The sequence below is a fragment of the Mycobacterium sp. ACS4054 genome (genome assembly GCF_001667275.1).
GTDB lineage: Bacteria > Actinomycetota > Actinomycetes > Mycobacteriales > Mycobacteriaceae > Mycobacterium.
On record NZ_LZHV01000061.1, the window covers coordinates 323,742 to 338,494 of the forward strand.

Sequence of the window (14,753 nt, forward strand, 5' to 3'; positions counted from 1 at the left end):
GGAACCGACGCGGCGTCAGACGAGCGCGGCCAGCTTGCCGGCCAGCCGCTCGACGTAAGCGGCGACCTCGTCCTCCGACTTGTCCGGCAGGCCGAACAGCACCTCGGTCACCCCGAGCTCGGCCCACTTGGCGAGCTTTTCCGGAATCGGCTTGAAGTCCAGCGCCACGATCTGCGGGGCGCCGTCGCGGCCGGCCGCCGCCCAGGTGTCCTGCAGCAACTTCACCGGCTCGTCGATGTCGAAGTCGCGCGGGGTGGTGATCCAGCCGTCGGCGCTGCGGGCGATCCACTTGAAGTTCTTCTCCGTCCCGGCCGCGCCGACCAGCACGGGAATGTGGGGCTGCACCGGCTTGGGCCACGCCCAGCTCGGCCCGAACTTCACGAACTCGCCGTCGTAGGCGGCCTCCTCCTTGGTCCACAGCTCCCGCATCGCCTCGATGTATTCGCGCAACATCGTGCGGCGCCGGGCGGGCGGCACGCCGTGGTCGGCGAGCTCGTCGGTGTTCCACCCGAATCCGACGCCGAGGCTCACCCGCCCGCCGGACAAATGATCGAGCGTGGCGATGCTTTTCGCCAGCGTGATCGGGTCATGCTCGACGGGCAGCGCCACCGCGGTGGACAGCCGCACCCGCGACGTCACGGCGCAGGCCGCGCCCAGGCTTACCCATGGGTCTAGTGTCCGCATGTAGCGGTCGTCGGGCAGCGATTCGTCACCCGTCGTCGGATGGGCCGCCTCCCGCTTGACCGGGATGTGGGTGTGTTCCGGCACGTAGAAGGTCGTGAAGCCGTGTTCGTCGGCAAGCTTCGCGGCCGCCGCCGGGGAGATGCCACGGTCGCTGGTAAAAAGCACAAGCCCGTAATCCATGCAGAGAATTAGAACGTGTTCTACCTCCGCGGAGCAAGCGGCCGCCCTGACGGCACGGATCGGTGCCCAAGCCGGTGGTCACGGCGCGGGCGTTCGGAAGTGCGCTAGCGTGGTTGATCGATCGCGTCGCGACGCACCCGCCGGGCACGGCGGTTACGGAACGGCGCGCCCGCAAGCACAGCGCCGCAATGCAACCGCGGCGGCCGCACCGGCACTTCAAAGGCACAGCAACAGGAGGAGCCAATGACCTACTCGCCCGGTAGCCCCGGATACCCGCCCGCGCAGCCCGGCGGCTCCTACACCGGCGGCACGCCGTCGTTCACCAAGGACGACGACGGCACGTCGAAGCTCCCGCTCTACCTGACCATCGCGGTGGTGGTGCTGGGCCTGGCGGTGTACCTGCTGAACTTCGGGCCGACGTTCACCATCGGCGCCGACCTGGGCCCGGGCGTCGGTGGACGCGCCGGTGACGCGGGCACCGCGGTCATCGTCGCGCTCCTGGCCGCGCTGCTCGCGGGGCTGAGCCTGGTGCCCAAGGCCAAGAGCTATACCGGAATCGTCGCGGTCATCGCGGTTTTGGGTGCGTTGCTGGCCATCACCGAGACGATCAACCTGCCTACGGGCGTCTCGATCGGCTGGGCGATGTGGCCGCTGGTGGCGTGCGCCGTGCTGCAAGCGATCGCCGCCGTCGTCGCCGTCCTGCTGGAGGCCGGCGTCATCACCGCGCCGGCGCCCCGGCCGAAATACGACCCCTACGCCCAGTACGGCCAGTACGGGCAGTACGGCCAGTACGGCCAGCAGCCCTACTACGGTCAGCAGCAGTCACCGCAGCACCCGGGCTACGGATCGCAGTACGGCGGTTACCAGCCCAGCCAGGCCCCGACCCAGACCGCGGTGCAGACCGGCGGCTTCGGCGCCCAGCCGCAGTCGGGCCCCCAGCCGGCCGCGCAGCAAGGACCTAACACGCCGCCCACCGGCTTCCCCAGCTTCAGCCCGCCGCCCGCGGCCGGTTCCGAGGGTTCGGCGCCCAATTACTCCGGACAGGGCGGCGGCCAGCAGCCCTACGGCCAGGAGCAGCAGCAGCCGCCCTCGTCGCCGTCGGGTCCAGCGCCCTCCTAACCGTGCGCCCTCGCGGCTAGTCGGGACGTACGCCAAAGAGTGAAGAGGGTGTCGGAGGGCGCGGACAACCGGCCGGCGGGCGCTCGCCAGGCGCGTGACCTAGTCCGGGTCGCGTTCGGCCCGGCGGTGGTGGCCCTGGTCATCATCGCCGCCGTCACGCTGCTGCAGCTGTTGATCGCGAACAGCGACATGACCGGGGCGCTGGGCGCGATCGCCAGCATGTGGCTCGGCGTGCACCAGGTGCCGATCTCGATCGGCGGCCGCGAGCTGGGCGTCATGCCGTTGCTGCCGGTGCTGTTGATGATCTGGGCGACCGCGCGCAGCACCGCCCGGGCCACCTCCCCGTATTCCTCCTGGCTGGTGATCCGCTGGGTCGTCGCGTCGGCGCTGGGCGGGCCGCTGCTGATCGCGGCCATCGCCCTGGCGGTCATTCATGATGCGTCGTCGGTGATCACCGAGCTGCAGACGCCCAGCGCCCTGCGCGCGTTCGCCAGCGTGCTCGTCGTGCACGCCCTCGGCGCCGCGATCGGCCTGTGGTCGCGGGTGGGGCGGCGGGCGTTGGCGGCGGCGTCGCTGCCGCTGTGGCTGGGCGATGCGCTGCGCGCCGCGTCGGCCGGCGTGCTGGCGCTGCTCGGGCTCTCCGGCCTGGTGACCGCTGGCTCGCTGGTGGTGCATTGGGCAACGATGCAAGACCTCTACGGCATCACCGATTCGATCTTCGGGCAGTTCAGCCTCACGGTGCTGTCGATCTTGTACGCGCCCAACGTCATTGTGGGCACCGCGGCGATGGCGGTCGGGTCCAGCGCTCATGTGGGCTTCGCGACGTTCAGTTCGTTCACCGTCTTCGGTGGTGACATTCCGGCACTGCCGATCCTGGCCGCGACCCCCCGGCCGCCGCTCGGGCCGGTATGGGTGGCGCTGCTGATCATCGGCGCCTCCGCCGGGGTGGCCGTCGGGCAGCAGTGCGCCCGGCGGGCGCTGCCGCTGATCCCGGCGATGGCCAAGCTTCTGGTCGCGTCGGTGATCGGGGCGCTGGCGATGTCCCTGCTCGCCTACGGCGGCAGCGGCCGGCTGGGAAACTTCGGCGACGTCGGCGTCGACCAGGGGACCCTGCTGGGCGGGGTGTTCTTCTGGTTCGCGGTCGTCGGCGGGATCACGGTGGTGATGAGCGGGGGCATCCGGGCCCGGCCGCGGCGGCCCAAGCCCGCGCCGCCGGAGGAACCGGCGGACTTCGCGGAGGCCTTCGAAGGGCCGGACGACGAGGCGCCGACCGATCTTCGCGACCCGGACGACGCCGCCGAGCATGACGCGCCCCTCAGCGACGACGAGGCCCCGCTGAGTGACGACGACGGGCCGCCTCCCGACGAGGCCAAGCCGACCGCGCCCGACCGCGAGACCGGCGAGTAGCTCCCACTAGGCTCTGTCCCTGTGGCCGAACAGCTTCAGGTGCCCCCGAGTGCGCCGGCACGGGTGGTGGTGCTGGCGTCGGGCACCGGCTCGCTGTTGAGCTCCCTACTCGAGGCCGCCGTCGGCGACTACCCGGCCCGCGTGGTCGCGGTCGGCGCCGATCGCGATTGCCTGGCCACCGAGATCGCCGCGGGGGCGGCGCTGCCCACCTTCACGGCCCGGCTCGGCGATCATCCCGACCGCGGCGCCTGGGACACGGCCATCACCGAAGCCACCGCCGCGCACTCCCCGGATCTGGTGGTGTCGGCGGGCTTCATGAAAATACTTGGGCCGCAATTTCTTTCCCGGTTCTACGGGCGGATCATCAACACCCACCCCGCGCTGTTGCCGGCCTTCCCGGGCGCACACGGCGTGGCCGACGCGTTGGCCTACGGCGTCAAGGTCACAGGCGCTACGGTGCACCTGGTGGATGCCGGGACCGACACCGGGCCGATCCTGGCGCAGCAATCCGTGCCGGTGCTCGACGGTGACAGCGAGGAGACCCTGCATGAACGCATCAAGGTCACCGAACGGAAGCTCCTGGTGGACGTGGTGGCCGAGATCGCGACCGGCGGCCTGACCCTGGTCGGGAGAACAGCGACGATCGGACGAAAGGCGACCAATCGATGAGCACCGACGACTGGCCGGAGACGGCGAAAAGGCCGATCCGCCGCGCGTTGATCAGCGTCTACGACAAGACCGGGCTCGTCGAACTCGCCCGGGGACTGGCGGACGCGGGCGTGGAGATCGTCTCGACCGGGTCGACGGCGAAGACCATTGCCGAGAAGGCGATTCCGGTCACCCGGGTGGAGGAGCTGACCGGCTTCCCCGAGGTGCTCGACGGCCGGGTCAAGACGCTGCACCCGCGGGTGCACGCCGGCCTGCTGGCGGATCTGCGCAAACCGGAACACGCCGCGGCGCTCGAGGAACTCGGGATCGCGGCGTTCGAACTCGTCGTCGTCAACCTGTATCCGTTCAGCGAGACCGTCGACTCGGGCGCCAGCATCGACGAGTGCGTCGAGCAGATCGACATCGGCGGCCCGTCGATGGTGCGCGCGGCCGCGAAGAACCACCCGAGCGTGGCGGTGATCACCGACCCGCGCGGCTATGACGGCGTGCTGGCGGCGGTGCGCCACGGCGGCTTCACCCTCGCCGAGCGCAAAAAGCTGGCCGCGCTGGCGTTTCAGCACACCGCGGAATACGACATCGCGGTGGCGGGGTGGATGGAGTCGACGCTGGCGCCCGAGCATCCGCCGACGGCGTTCCCAAAGTGGTTGGGGCGCAGTTGGAGTCGCTCCACGATGCTGCGCTACGGGGAGAACCCGCACCAGCAGGCGGCGCTCTACAGCGACCCCGGCGCCTGGCCGGGCCTGGCGCAGGCCGAGCAGCTGCACGGAAAAGAGATGTCCTACAACAACTTCACCGACGCGGACGCGGCCTGGCGGGCCGCCTTTGATCACGAACAGACCTGCGTCGCCATCATCAAGCACGCCAACCCCTGCGGGATCGCCATCTCGTCGGAATCGGTGGCCGACGCGCACCGCAAGGCGCACGAATGCGATCCGCTGAGCGCCTTCGGCGGCGTCATCGCCGCCAACACCGAGGTCAGCCTCGAGATGGCCGAGTATGTGAGCACCATTTTCACCGAGGTGATCATCGCCCCCGCCTACGCGCCCGGGGCGCTGGAGGCCCTTACGCGCAAGAAGAACGTCCGAGTGCTGGTGGCCTCCGAGCCGCTGACCGGCGGCACCGAGCTGCGGCCCATCAGCGGCGGGCTGCTGGTCCAGCAACGTGACGAGCTCGACGCGCACGGCGACAACCCGGCGAACTGGACGCTGGCGACCGGATCACCGGCCGATCCGGCCACGCTGACGGACCTTGTCTTCGCGTGGCGCGCGTGCCGCGCGGTCAAGTCGAACGCCATCGTGATCGCCGGCGGCGGCGCGACCATCGGCGTCGGCATGGGTCAGGTGAACCGGGTCGACGCCGCCCGGCTGGCGGTCGAACGCGGTGGCGACCGGGTGCGCGGCGCGGTCGCGGCCTCGGACGCGTTCTTCCCCTTCCCCGACGGCCTCGAGACGCTGACCGCGGCCGGGGTGAAGGCGATCGTCCACCCGGGCGGGTCGGTGCGCGACGAGGAGGTGACGGCGGCGGCAGCCAACGCCGGCGTCACGTTGTATCTCACCGGGGCCCGCCACTTCGCTCACTGAACGCTCGGCGCGTGAGCCGGAGGGGCAACGCGTAGCGTGGAGTGGTGCCATCACCCAGCAATCTGCCCCGCACCGTCGGCGAACTGCGTGCCGCCGGTCACCGCGAGCGGGGAGTCAAACAGGAAATCCGGGAAAACCTGCTGACGGCGTTGGCCGAGGGTGACGAGGTGTGGCCGGGGATCCTGGGTTTCGACGACACGGTGCTGCCCCAGCTGGAGCGGGCGCTCATCGCGGGTCATGACTTCGTCCTGCTCGGCGAGCGTGGCCAGGGTAAGACCCGGCTGTTGCGGGCCCTCGTCGGTCTGCTCGACGAGTGGACGCCGGTGATCGCCGGGGCGGAACTGGGGGAGCATCCCTTCTCGCCGATCACGCCGGAGTCCATCCGCAAGGCCGCGACGCTGGGCGACGACCTGCCGGTGGAGTGGCGGCACCGCAGCGAGCGCTACACCGAAAAGCTGGCCACCCCCGACACCAGCGTCGCCGACCTGGTCGGTGACATCGACCCGATCAAAGTGGCCGAGGGCCGCAGCCTCGGCGACCCGGAAACCATCGCCTACGGGTTGATCCCGCGCGCGCACCGCGGCATCGTCGCGGTCAATGAGCTGCCCGACCTGGCCGAGCGCATCCAGGTGTCGATGCTCAACGTGATGGAGGAGCGCGACATCCAGGTCCGCGGGTACACCCTGCGCCTGCCGCTGGACGTGCTCGTCGTCGCCAGCGCCAACCCCGAGGACTACACCAACCGCGGCCGCATCATCACCCCGCTCAAGGACCGGTTCGGCGCGGAGATCCGCACCCACTACCCGCTGGAGCTCGAGGCCGAGGTGGGCGTGATCGTGCAGGAAGCCCACCTGAGCGCCCAGGTGCCCGACTACCTGATGCAGGTGATCGCCCGGTTCGCCCGCTATCTGCGGGAGTCCAATTCGGTCGACCAACGCTCCGGGGTGTCGGCGCGGTTCGCGATCGCGGCGGCCGAGACCGTGGCGGCGGCCGCCCGGCACCGCGGCGCGGTGCTGGGGGAGACCGACCCGGTGGCCCGGGTGGTGGACCTCGGCACGGTGATCGACGTGCTGCGCGGCAAGCTGGAATTCGAATCCGGCGAGGAGGGCCGCGAGCAGGCCGTGCTCGAACACCTGCTGCGCCGGGCGACGGCCGACACCGCGTCGCGGGTGCTCGGCGGCATCGATGTCGGATCGTTGGTGTCCGCGGTCGAGGGCGGTTCGGCGGTCACGACGGGCGAGCGGGTGTCGGCCAAGGACGTGCTGGCCGCCATCCCGAGCCTGCCGGTGGTGGACAAGATCGCGGCCAAGGTCAACGCCCAGTCCGAGGGCGAGCGCGCGGCGGCGCTCGAGCTCGCACTGGAGGCGCTCTATCTGGCCAAGCGCATCGACAAGGTGTCCGGGGAGGGCCAAACCGTCTATGGCTAGGTCTGATGGTGACGACCCGCAGCGCCCGGCTTCGCCGCGCTCGCGATCGTCACTAGGCCATTCGTCCCGGTACTCGGCGTACACCGGCGGGCCCGACCCGCTGGCCCCGCCGGTGGACCTGCGCGAGGCCCTCGAGCAGATCGGCCAGGACGTCATGGCCGGCACGTCGCCGCGCCGCGCGTTGTCCGAGCTGTTGCGCCGCGGCACCAAGAACATGCCCGGCGCCGACCGGCTGGCGGCCGAGGCGAACCGGCGGCGACGGGAGTTGTTGCGCCGCAACAACTTGGACGGCACCCTGCAGGAGATCAAGAAGCTGCTCGACGAGGCCGTGCTGGCCGAGCGCAAGGAACTCGCCCGCGCACTCGACGACGATGCCCGCTTCGGCGAACTGCAGCTCGACACGCTGCCCGCCTCACCCGCCAAGGCCGTCCAAGAGCTCTCCGACTACAACTGGCGCAGTAACGAGGCCCGCGAAAAGTACGACCAGATCAAGGATCTGCTCGGACGCGAGATGCTCGACCAGCGCTTCGCCGGCATGAAGGAGGCGCTGCAGGGCGCCACCGACGAGGACCGCCAGCGCGTCAACGAGATGCTGAACGACCTCAACGAGCTGCTCGACAAGCACGCCCGCGGTGACGACACCCAGCAAGACTTCGACGAATTCATGGATAAGCACGGCGAGTTCTTCCCGGAGAACCCGCGCAATGTCGACGAGCTGCTGGACTCGCTGGCCAAGCGCGCCGCGGCCGCGCAACGCTTCCGCAACAGCCTGAGCCCGGACCAGCGCGCCGAGCTGGATGCCTTGGCGCAGCAGGCATTCGGGTCGCCCTCCCTGATGCAGGCGCTGAATCGGCTCGACGCGCACTTGCAGGCAGCCCGGCCGGCGGAGGACTGGACGGGGTCCGAGCAGTTCTCCGGCGACAATCCGTTCGGCATGGGCGAGGGCACCCAGGCGCTGGCCGACGTCGCGGAGCTCGAGCAACTGGCCGAGCAGCTTTCGCAGAGTTACCCGGGCGCCACCATGGACGATGTCGATCTCGACGCCCTGGCGCGCCAACTCGGCGACCAGGCCGCCGTCGACGCCCGCACGCTCGCCGAATTGGAACGCGCCCTGGTCAATCAGGGCTTCCTGGACCGCGGTTCCGACGGCCAGTGGCGGCTTTCGCCCAAGGCCATGCGCCGGCTCGGCGAGACGGCATTGCGCGATGTGGCGCAACAGCTTTCCGGCCGGCGCGGTGAGCGGGACCATCGGCGGGCGGGCGCGGCCGGTGAACTGACCGGCGCCACCCGGCCCTGGCAGTTCGGCGACACCGAGCCGTGGAACATCTCCCGCACTCTGACCAACGCGGTGCTGAGGCGGGCGGGCACCGCCACGCTGGACGGCGCCGCCGGATCGCTGAACATCACGGTCGACGACGTCGAGGTGTCCGAGACCGAGACGCGCACCCAGGCCGCGGTGGCGCTGCTGGTCGACACGTCGTTCTCCATGGTGATGGAGAATCGGTGGCTGCCGATGAAGCAGACGGCGCTGGCGCTCAACCACCTGGTGTGCACGCGATTTCGTTCGGATGCCTTGCAGATCATCGCGTTTGGACGGTACGCGCGGACGGTGACGGCCGCCGAGCTCACCGGTCTGGAGGGCGTCTACGAGCAGGGCACCAACCTGCATCACGCGTTGGCGCTGGCCGGTCGTCACCTGCGACGGCATCCCAACGCGCAGCCCGTCGTGCTGGTGGTGACCGATGGCGAGCCCACCGCTCACCTGGAGGACTTCGAGGGTGAGGGTACGACCGTGTTCTTCGACTACCCGCCGCATCCGCGGACCATCGCCCACACCGTGCGCGGGTTCGACGACATGGCCCGCCTCGGCGCGCAGATCACCATCTTCCGCTTGGGCAGCGACCCGGGCCTGGCCCGGTTCATCGATCAGGTCGCCCGGCGCGTCGAGGGTCGCGTCGTGGTCCCCGACCTCGACGGCCTGGGTGCGGCGGTGGTGGGTGACTACCTCCGGTCCCGCCGCCGCTGATCCTTAAGGGATAGGTGCTCACTCGACCGGGTACACGGAGCGAGAAGGAGGAGACGCATGAGCAAGGTTCCGACGATCGAACTCAACAATGGTGTCAGCATCCCGCAGCTTGGCTTCGGGGTGTTCCAGATCAAGCCCGACGAGACGGCCGCGGCGGTCAAGACCGCGCTGGAGATCGGCTACCGACACATCGACACCGCCGAGATGTACGGCAACGAAGCCGAAGTGGGACAAGGCATTCGCGATGCCGGACTGGATCGCGCCGACGTATTCGTCACCAGCAAGCTGAACAACGGTTTTCACAAACCCGACGATGCGCGCCGCGCGTTCGACCGAACGCTGCAGGCGCTGGAATCCGATTACGTGGACCTGTTTCTCATCCACTGGCCGCTGCCCACGCTGTACGATGGCGACTTCGTCTCGACCTGGAAGGTTTTCGAAGAGTTCGCCCGGGACGGGCGCGCCCGCAGCATCGGTGTCTCGAATTTCCAAGTGGCGCACCTGGAACGGCTCGCCACCGAAACCGACACGGTGCCGTCGGTCAACCAGATCGAGCTTCATCCGTACTTCGGCAACAAGGAGGTCCGGGCGTACGGACGCGAGCACGGCATCGCCACCGAGGCGTGGGCGCCCATCGCGCAGGGCAAGGTGCTCGACGACCCGGTGATCAACCGCATCGCCGATGCCCGGGGTAAGTCGGCGGCGCAGGTGGTGTTGCGCTGGCACATTCAGCGCGGCGACATCGTCTTTCCGAAGTCGGTGACCCCGGAGCGGGTCAAAGAGAACTTCGAGCTATTCGACTTCGAGTTGGACGATTCCGACATGGAAGCGATTTCAGCCCTGGACAAGGGCGAGTCGGGACGCAACGGGCCCAACCCCGACAAGTTCGACTACGTGCCGGGCTGACGGCCGCGGGCTACCCGCGCGGGCGGCGCGCCTTGCGCAGAATGCCGACACCGCCCCAAAGCGACCAGCCGCGAATGCGCACCGTCGGCGCGCCGGGCGTGCCTTGGCCGAGGACGCTGCGGTCGAAGTTGCCCATCACGCCGCGGCCGTGGATTTCGACGTTGACTTCGGGCGGCAGCAAAATGTTCTGCACGCCCATGATGGACATCGCGTGGATGTCGACCTCGGTCGAGGTGAAGTCGGCGTAGCGCAGATCGACCACCCCGCTGCCCCACAGTGTGAAGGTGGTGAGCTTCTTGGGCACGTTCCATCGACCCCGCCGCTCGAAGCCGCTCAGCAGGGCCAGCAGCAGCGTGGACGGCGCCGGGTTGGGCTTGCCGCCCCGGCGCGGGTTGACCGGTGCGCCCGGCAGGTCGGCCCGCAGCTGGTCCAGTTCCGCGTACGTTGTCGCAGCATAGGCCTTGGTCAAGCGGTCTTCGTAGTCCTTGAGCTGCAGGCGGCCCTGCTCGGCGGCGTAGGCCAGCAACTGTGCGATCTGGATGCGATCGGTGTCGGCCGCGCGCGACGATTCGTCGCGCGTGTCGTTCGCATCGGGTTGTGCAGAGTTGCTCATCACCCACGAGCCTACGACGTCCGGCTATTGCCGCAAGAGGATTGGTCAAACTGCAATGTTGCCCCGCGCCGCCCCGTCCGAGCGGGGGCGGTTGTTTGACACCTGGCTAACTTGCCCAGCTAGGGGCGCGCTTCTGCAGGAACGCCAGCATGCCTTCGCGGGCTTCGTCGGACACGAAGAGGCGGGCCGATTCCTCGGCGAGCCGTTCCGCGTCACGGTCGAACCCCTCCAGCACCCCGGCCGTCGTCAGCGCCTTGGAGGCCGCCAACCCCTGCGGCGAACCGCGGCCCACGTCGGCGAGCAGCCCGCCGACGGCGGCGTCGACGTCCTCGGCCGCCATCGTGATGAGCCCGATCTCCGCCGCGGCGCCGGCGTCGAACGTCTCGCCTGTCAGGTAGTAGCGCGCCGCGGCGCGCGGCGACAGTTTCGGCAGCAGCGTCAGCGAGATGATCGCCGGCGCGACGCCGATGCGGGCCTCGGTCAGGGCGAAGGTGCTGCGCGGGCCGGCGACGGCGATGTCACACGCGCCGACGAGCCCGAACCCGCCGGCGCGGACGTGCCCGTTGATGGCGGCGATCACCGGCCGGGGCGACGACACGATGGCCCGCAACACCGCCGTCAATTCCCGGGCGCGGGCGAGGGCCATGTCGTATGCCGATGGTGGCGACCCGCTTCGCCCGGCTTCGCCGCCCTCGCGATCGCCACTCGCGTCCCCGCCGCCCGCCTCGCTCAGGTCGGCCCCGGCGCAGAACGTGTTGCCGGTGTGCCCCAGCACCACCGCGCGCACATCCGGGTCCGCCGCGGCGTCACGCAGGCCCCGGTGCAACTGCTCGACGAGCGCGGTCGACAGCGCGTTGCGGTTGTGGGGCGAGTTCAGCGTCAGGCGCGCGAACGGTCCGCCGCTGTCGGCGGGACCGGCGTATTCGACCAGCGTTTCCATCAGTACGACCGGGGCAAACCCAGCGAGGTCTGCGCCACGAAGTTGAGCACCATCTCCCGGCTGACGGGGGCGATCCGGCCCAGCCGCGCCGAGGCGAGCATGGCGGCCACGCCGTACTCCTTGGTCAGCCCGTTGCCGCCCATCGACTGCACGGCCTGGTCCACCGAGCGGGTAGCCGCTTCGGCCGCAGCATATTTCGCCATGTTGGCCGCCTCCGCCGCGCCGGCGTCGTCACCGCTGTCATACAGCGCGGCGGCCTTCTGCATCATCAGCTTGGCCAGTTGCACCTCGATGTGGCACTGCGCCAACGGGTGTGACAGCCCCTGGTGCGCGCCGATCGGCGTGCCCCACACCTGGCGGGTCTTGACGTAGTCGGCGGCCTTTTCGAGCGCGAACCGACCCATCCCGACCGAGCTGGCGGCGCCCATGATCCGCTCGGGATTGAGCCCCGCGAAGAGCTGCGCGATCGCGGCGTCCTCCGAACCCACCAGCGCATCGGCCGGCAGCCGGACGTCGTCGAGGAATACCTGGAACTGCCGTTCGGGACTGATCAGCTCCATTTCGATTGGCGTGTAAGTGAATCCGGGGGCGTCGGTGGGCACCACAAACAGCGCGGGCCGCAGCTTGCCGGTCTTGGCCTCCTCGGTGCGGCCCACCACCAGGACGGCCTGCGCCTGGTCGATGCCGGAGATGTACACCTTCTGGCCCTTGAGGATCCAGTCACCGCCGTCGCGCCGGGCGGTGGTGGTGATCTTGTGCGAGTTGGACCCGGCGTCGGGCTCGGTGATGGCGAAGGCCATCGTCAGGGTCCCGTCGGCGATGCCGGGAATCCAGCGCTTCTTCTGCTCGTCGGTGCCGAACTTGCTGATGATCGTGCCGTTGATGGCCGGCGACACCACCATCAGCAGCAGCGCGCTGCCCGCCGCCGCCATCTCCTCCATCACCAGCGACAGCTCGTACATGCCGGCGCCGCCGCCGCCGTACTCCTCGGGCAGGTTCACCCCGAGGAAGCCGAGTTTGCCCGCCTCGGACCACAATTCGTCGGTGTGCTCCTGCGCGCGGGCCTTGCGCAGGTAGTACTCGCTGCCGTAGTTGGCGGCCCAGGCGGCCACCGACTTGCGCAGGGCCTGCCGCTCCTCGCTCTCGATGAAGCTGGTGTCGGTCATGCTGGATCTCCTTCTGCTTGCGGCGCTTCCACCCTTGCCAGGTTGAGATGGTCGTGACCCGCCGCGCCCGGCTCCGCCGCGCTTGCGATCACTCCGAGGACGGCGCCGACCTCGACTTGCCGGCCCACCTTCACATTGAGTTCGGCGAGCACCCCGTCGGTCGGTGCGGTGATGGTGTGTTCCATCTTCATCGCCTCGAGCCAGATCAACGCCTGGCCGGCCTCGACGGTGTCGCCGACCGCGGCGCCGATCCGAATCACGTTGCCGGGCATCGGCGCCACCAGGGAACCCTGTTCGACGGCCGAACCCGGTTCCGGGAAACGCGGCAGCGCGACCAGGTGCACGGGCCCGCGCGCCGAGTCGACGTAGACGTCGTCGCCGTAGCGCGCGACCGTGAGGGCGCGCGCCACCCCGGAGCCGTCGGCCAGCACCACCTCCTCGGGCGTGGCCGAGACGAGCTGGACCTGTTCGTCGTCGGACAGCCGCAATCCCGTTCTGGTGAAGCGGTATTCGACGCGGTGCTCACCGCCGTCGGCATCGCGGTAGGTCTTGGCCTGGTAGCCGGACGGCAGGTTGCGCCAGCCGCTGGGCAGCGAGCCCAGGACGGGCGCGGCCGCGCGGTTGTGCGCGGCGTCGGCGAGCGCGGCGGCGATCGCGGACAACCGGACGGTGGCGGCGTCGGCCAGGGGAGCGGACAGCTTCTCCAGGCCGTGCGTGTCGAAAAACGCGGTGTCCGTGGCGCCGTCGAGAAAGGCGGGGTGGCGCAGGACGTTGACCAGCAACTCGCGGTTGGTGCGCAGACCGTGCAGGCGGGTGCGGGCGAGCGCGTCGGCCAGCACCAGCGCCGCTTGGCGGCGCGTCGGCGCACAGGAGATGACCTTGGCCAGCATCGGGTCGTAGTGGATGGACACCGTGGATCCGGCGGCGATGCCCGAATCGAGCCGGATCCCGGTCCGGTGTCCGAGCGTCGTGAACCGCGCACCGACGGCCGGTACGTCGACGGTATGCACGTGGCCGGCCTGCGGCTGCCAGCCTTGCGCGGGATCTTCGGCGTAGAGGCGGGCCTCGATCGAATGGCCCTGCGCGGCAGGGGGTTCGGCGTCGAGCTCGGCGACGTCGGCGACGGCGATCTGCAGTTCGACGAGGTCGAGGCCGGTGGTCTCCTCGGTCACCGGGTGCTCGACCTGCAGCCGGGTGTTCATTTCGAGGAAAAAGAACTCGCCGTCATCGTCGGCGAGGAATTCAACCGTCCCGGCGCCCGTGTAGCCGATCGCCCCGGCGGCCAGCCGGGCCGCGTCGAACAGCTTGACCCGCATGCCGGGTGTGCGCTCGACCAACGGGGAGGGGGCCTCCTCGATGATCTTCTGGTGCCGGCGCTGAATGGAGCATTCGCGTTCCCCGACGGACCAGACGGTGCCGTGGGCGTCGGCCATCACCTGCACCTCGATGTGGTGCCCGGTGGGCAGGTAGCGCTCGCAGAACACGGTCGGGTCGCCGAACGCCGATTGCGCCTCCCGGCGCGCCGCCTCCACTTCGCGTGCGAGAGCCGATAATTCGCGCACCACCCGCATCCCGCGGCCGCCGCCGCCGGCGGAGGCCTTGACCAGCACCGGCAGTTGCGCCTCGGTGACCGTGTCTGGGTCGAGCTCGTCGAGCACCGGGACCCCGGCGGCGGCCATCAGCTTCTTGGACTCGATCTTGGAGCCCATCGCCCGCACGGCGTCCACCGGCGGCCCGATCCAGGTCAGGCCCGCGGCCTGCACGGCGGCGGCGAAGTCGGCGTTCTCCGAAAGGAACCCGTATCCCGGATGTACGGCGTCGGCGCCCGCGGCGTGGGCGGCCGCGATGATCGCCTCCGCGTTGAGGTAGTCGTTGGTCTTGGGCAGCCGGACCCGGGCGTCGGCCTCGGCGACGTGCGGCGCGGCGGCGTCCGGGTCGGTGTAGACCGCGACGGTGCCCAGGCCCAGCCGCCGGCAGGTGGCGAACACCCGTCGGGCGATCTCGCCCCGGTTGGCGACCAGCACTCGAGTGACCAT

At 70.0% G+C, this 14,753-nt stretch carries 12 protein-coding genes; 7 read left to right on the forward strand and 5 right to left on the reverse strand.

From position 1 onward, the window contains the following. Nucleotides 1-15 precede the first annotated feature (15 nt). The gene (locus A5730_RS20145) at nucleotides 16-864 is read right to left on the reverse strand and encodes an LLM class F420-dependent oxidoreductase (protein WP_067904259.1); all 849 of its coding nucleotides are present in this window, start codon (nucleotides 862-864) and stop codon (nucleotides 16-18) included. Nucleotides 865-1,107: 243 nt separating this feature from the next. Here A5730_RS20145 and A5730_RS20150 point away from each other — a divergent pair, with 243 nt between their 5' ends. The 7 genes from A5730_RS20150 to A5730_RS20180 are packed head-to-tail and all read left to right on the forward strand — an operon-like array spanning nucleotide 1,108 to nucleotide 9,998. Further along, the gene (locus A5730_RS20150) at nucleotides 1,108-1,983 is read left to right on the forward strand and encodes a DUF5336 domain-containing protein (protein WP_067904261.1); all 876 of its coding nucleotides are present in this window, start codon (nucleotides 1,108-1,110) and stop codon (nucleotides 1,981-1,983) included. Between the two features lie 39 nt (nucleotides 1,984-2,022). Further along, nucleotides 2,023-3,390, forward strand: coding sequence for a DUF6350 family protein (locus A5730_RS20155; protein WP_082946913.1), 1,368 nt, complete (start codon nucleotides 2,023-2,025; stop codon nucleotides 3,388-3,390). 21 nt (nucleotides 3,391-3,411) lie between these two features. Then, entirely contained in the window at nucleotides 3,412-4,059 is a 648-nt protein-coding gene (purN, locus tag A5730_RS20160; protein WP_067904266.1) for a phosphoribosylglycinamide formyltransferase, read from the forward strand. After that, on the forward strand, nucleotides 4,056-5,639 hold the full coding sequence (purH, locus tag A5730_RS20165) for a bifunctional phosphoribosylaminoimidazolecarboxamide formyltransferase/IMP cyclohydrolase (protein ID WP_067904269.1): 1,584 nt from the start codon (nucleotides 4,056-4,058) through the stop codon (nucleotides 5,637-5,639). The genes purN and purH overlap by 4 nt, the downstream gene beginning before the upstream one ends. A 41-nt stretch (nucleotides 5,640-5,680) precedes the next feature. Beyond that, nucleotides 5,681-7,066 (forward strand): ATP-binding protein, encoded by a 1,386-nt coding sequence (locus tag A5730_RS20170; protein WP_067904272.1) that lies wholly within the window; start codon nucleotides 5,681-5,683, stop codon nucleotides 7,064-7,066. Further along, the gene (locus A5730_RS20175; protein WP_082946914.1) at nucleotides 7,059-9,092 is read left to right on the forward strand and encodes a VWA domain-containing protein; all 2,034 of its coding nucleotides are present in this window, start codon (nucleotides 7,059-7,061) and stop codon (nucleotides 9,090-9,092) included. The genes A5730_RS20170 and A5730_RS20175 overlap by 8 nt, the downstream gene beginning before the upstream one ends. A gap of 57 nt (nucleotides 9,093-9,149) precedes the next feature. Beyond that, entirely contained in the window at nucleotides 9,150-9,998 is an 849-nt protein-coding gene (locus A5730_RS20180) for an aldo/keto reductase (protein ID WP_067904279.1), read from the forward strand. A gap of 10 nt (nucleotides 9,999-10,008) precedes the next feature. On the opposite strand, the gene A5730_RS20185 is transcribed toward A5730_RS20180, so the two are convergent. From A5730_RS20185 to A5730_RS20200, 4 genes are all read right to left on the reverse strand, one after another. Beyond that, nucleotides 10,009-10,611, reverse strand: coding sequence for a DUF1707 domain-containing protein (locus A5730_RS20185; protein ID WP_055402732.1), 603 nt, complete (start codon nucleotides 10,609-10,611; stop codon nucleotides 10,009-10,011). A gap of 106 nt (nucleotides 10,612-10,717) precedes the next feature. After that, nucleotides 10,718-11,551 (reverse strand): enoyl-CoA hydratase family protein, encoded by an 834-nt coding sequence (locus A5730_RS20190; protein ID WP_067904282.1) that lies wholly within the window; start codon nucleotides 11,549-11,551, stop codon nucleotides 10,718-10,720. Continuing rightward, a complete protein-coding gene (locus tag A5730_RS20195) occupies nucleotides 11,551-12,717 on the reverse strand; it encodes an acyl-CoA dehydrogenase family protein (protein WP_067904285.1) in 1,167 nt (388 codons plus the stop codon). Before A5730_RS20195 ends, A5730_RS20190 begins: the two co-directional genes overlap by 1 nt. Continuing rightward, the gene (locus A5730_RS20200) at nucleotides 12,714-14,753 is read right to left on the reverse strand and encodes a biotin carboxylase N-terminal domain-containing protein (RefSeq protein ID WP_067904288.1); all 2,040 of its coding nucleotides are present in this window, start codon (nucleotides 14,751-14,753) and stop codon (nucleotides 12,714-12,716) included. Before A5730_RS20200 ends, A5730_RS20195 begins: the two co-directional genes overlap by 4 nt.

What these genes read in the sequence shown, in the direction of transcription:
- A5730_RS20145 (WP_067904259.1), bottom strand. Translation starts at nt 864, where the DNA reads ATGGATTACGGGCTTGTGCTTTTTACCAGCGACCGTGGCATCTCCCCG.
- A5730_RS20150 (WP_067904261.1), top strand. Translation starts at nt 1,108, where the DNA reads ATGACCTACTCGCCCGGTAGCCCCGGATACCCGCCCGCGCAGCCCGGC.
- purH (WP_067904269.1), top strand. Translation starts at nt 4,056, where the DNA reads ATGAGCACCGACGACTGGCCGGAGACGGCGAAAAGGCCGATCCGCCGC.
- A5730_RS20175 (WP_082946914.1), top strand. Translation starts at nt 7,059, where the DNA reads ATGGCTAGGTCTGATGGTGACGACCCGCAGCGCCCGGCTTCGCCGCGC.
- A5730_RS20180 (WP_067904279.1), top strand. Translation starts at nt 9,150, where the DNA reads ATGAGCAAGGTTCCGACGATCGAACTCAACAATGGTGTCAGCATCCCG.
- A5730_RS20185 (WP_055402732.1), bottom strand. Translation starts at nt 10,611, where the DNA reads ATGAGCAACTCTGCACAACCCGATGCGAACGACACGCGCGACGAATCG.
- A5730_RS20190 (WP_067904282.1), bottom strand. Translation starts at nt 11,551, where the DNA reads ATGGAAACGCTGGTCGAATACGCCGGTCCCGCCGACAGCGGCGGACCG.
- A5730_RS20195 (WP_067904285.1), bottom strand. Translation starts at nt 12,717, where the DNA reads ATGACCGACACCAGCTTCATCGAGAGCGAGGAGCGGCAGGCCCTGCGC.
- A5730_RS20200 (WP_067904288.1), bottom strand. Translation starts at nt 14,753, where the DNA reads ATGGTCACTCGAGTGCTGGTCGCCAACCGGGGCGAGATCGCCCGACGG.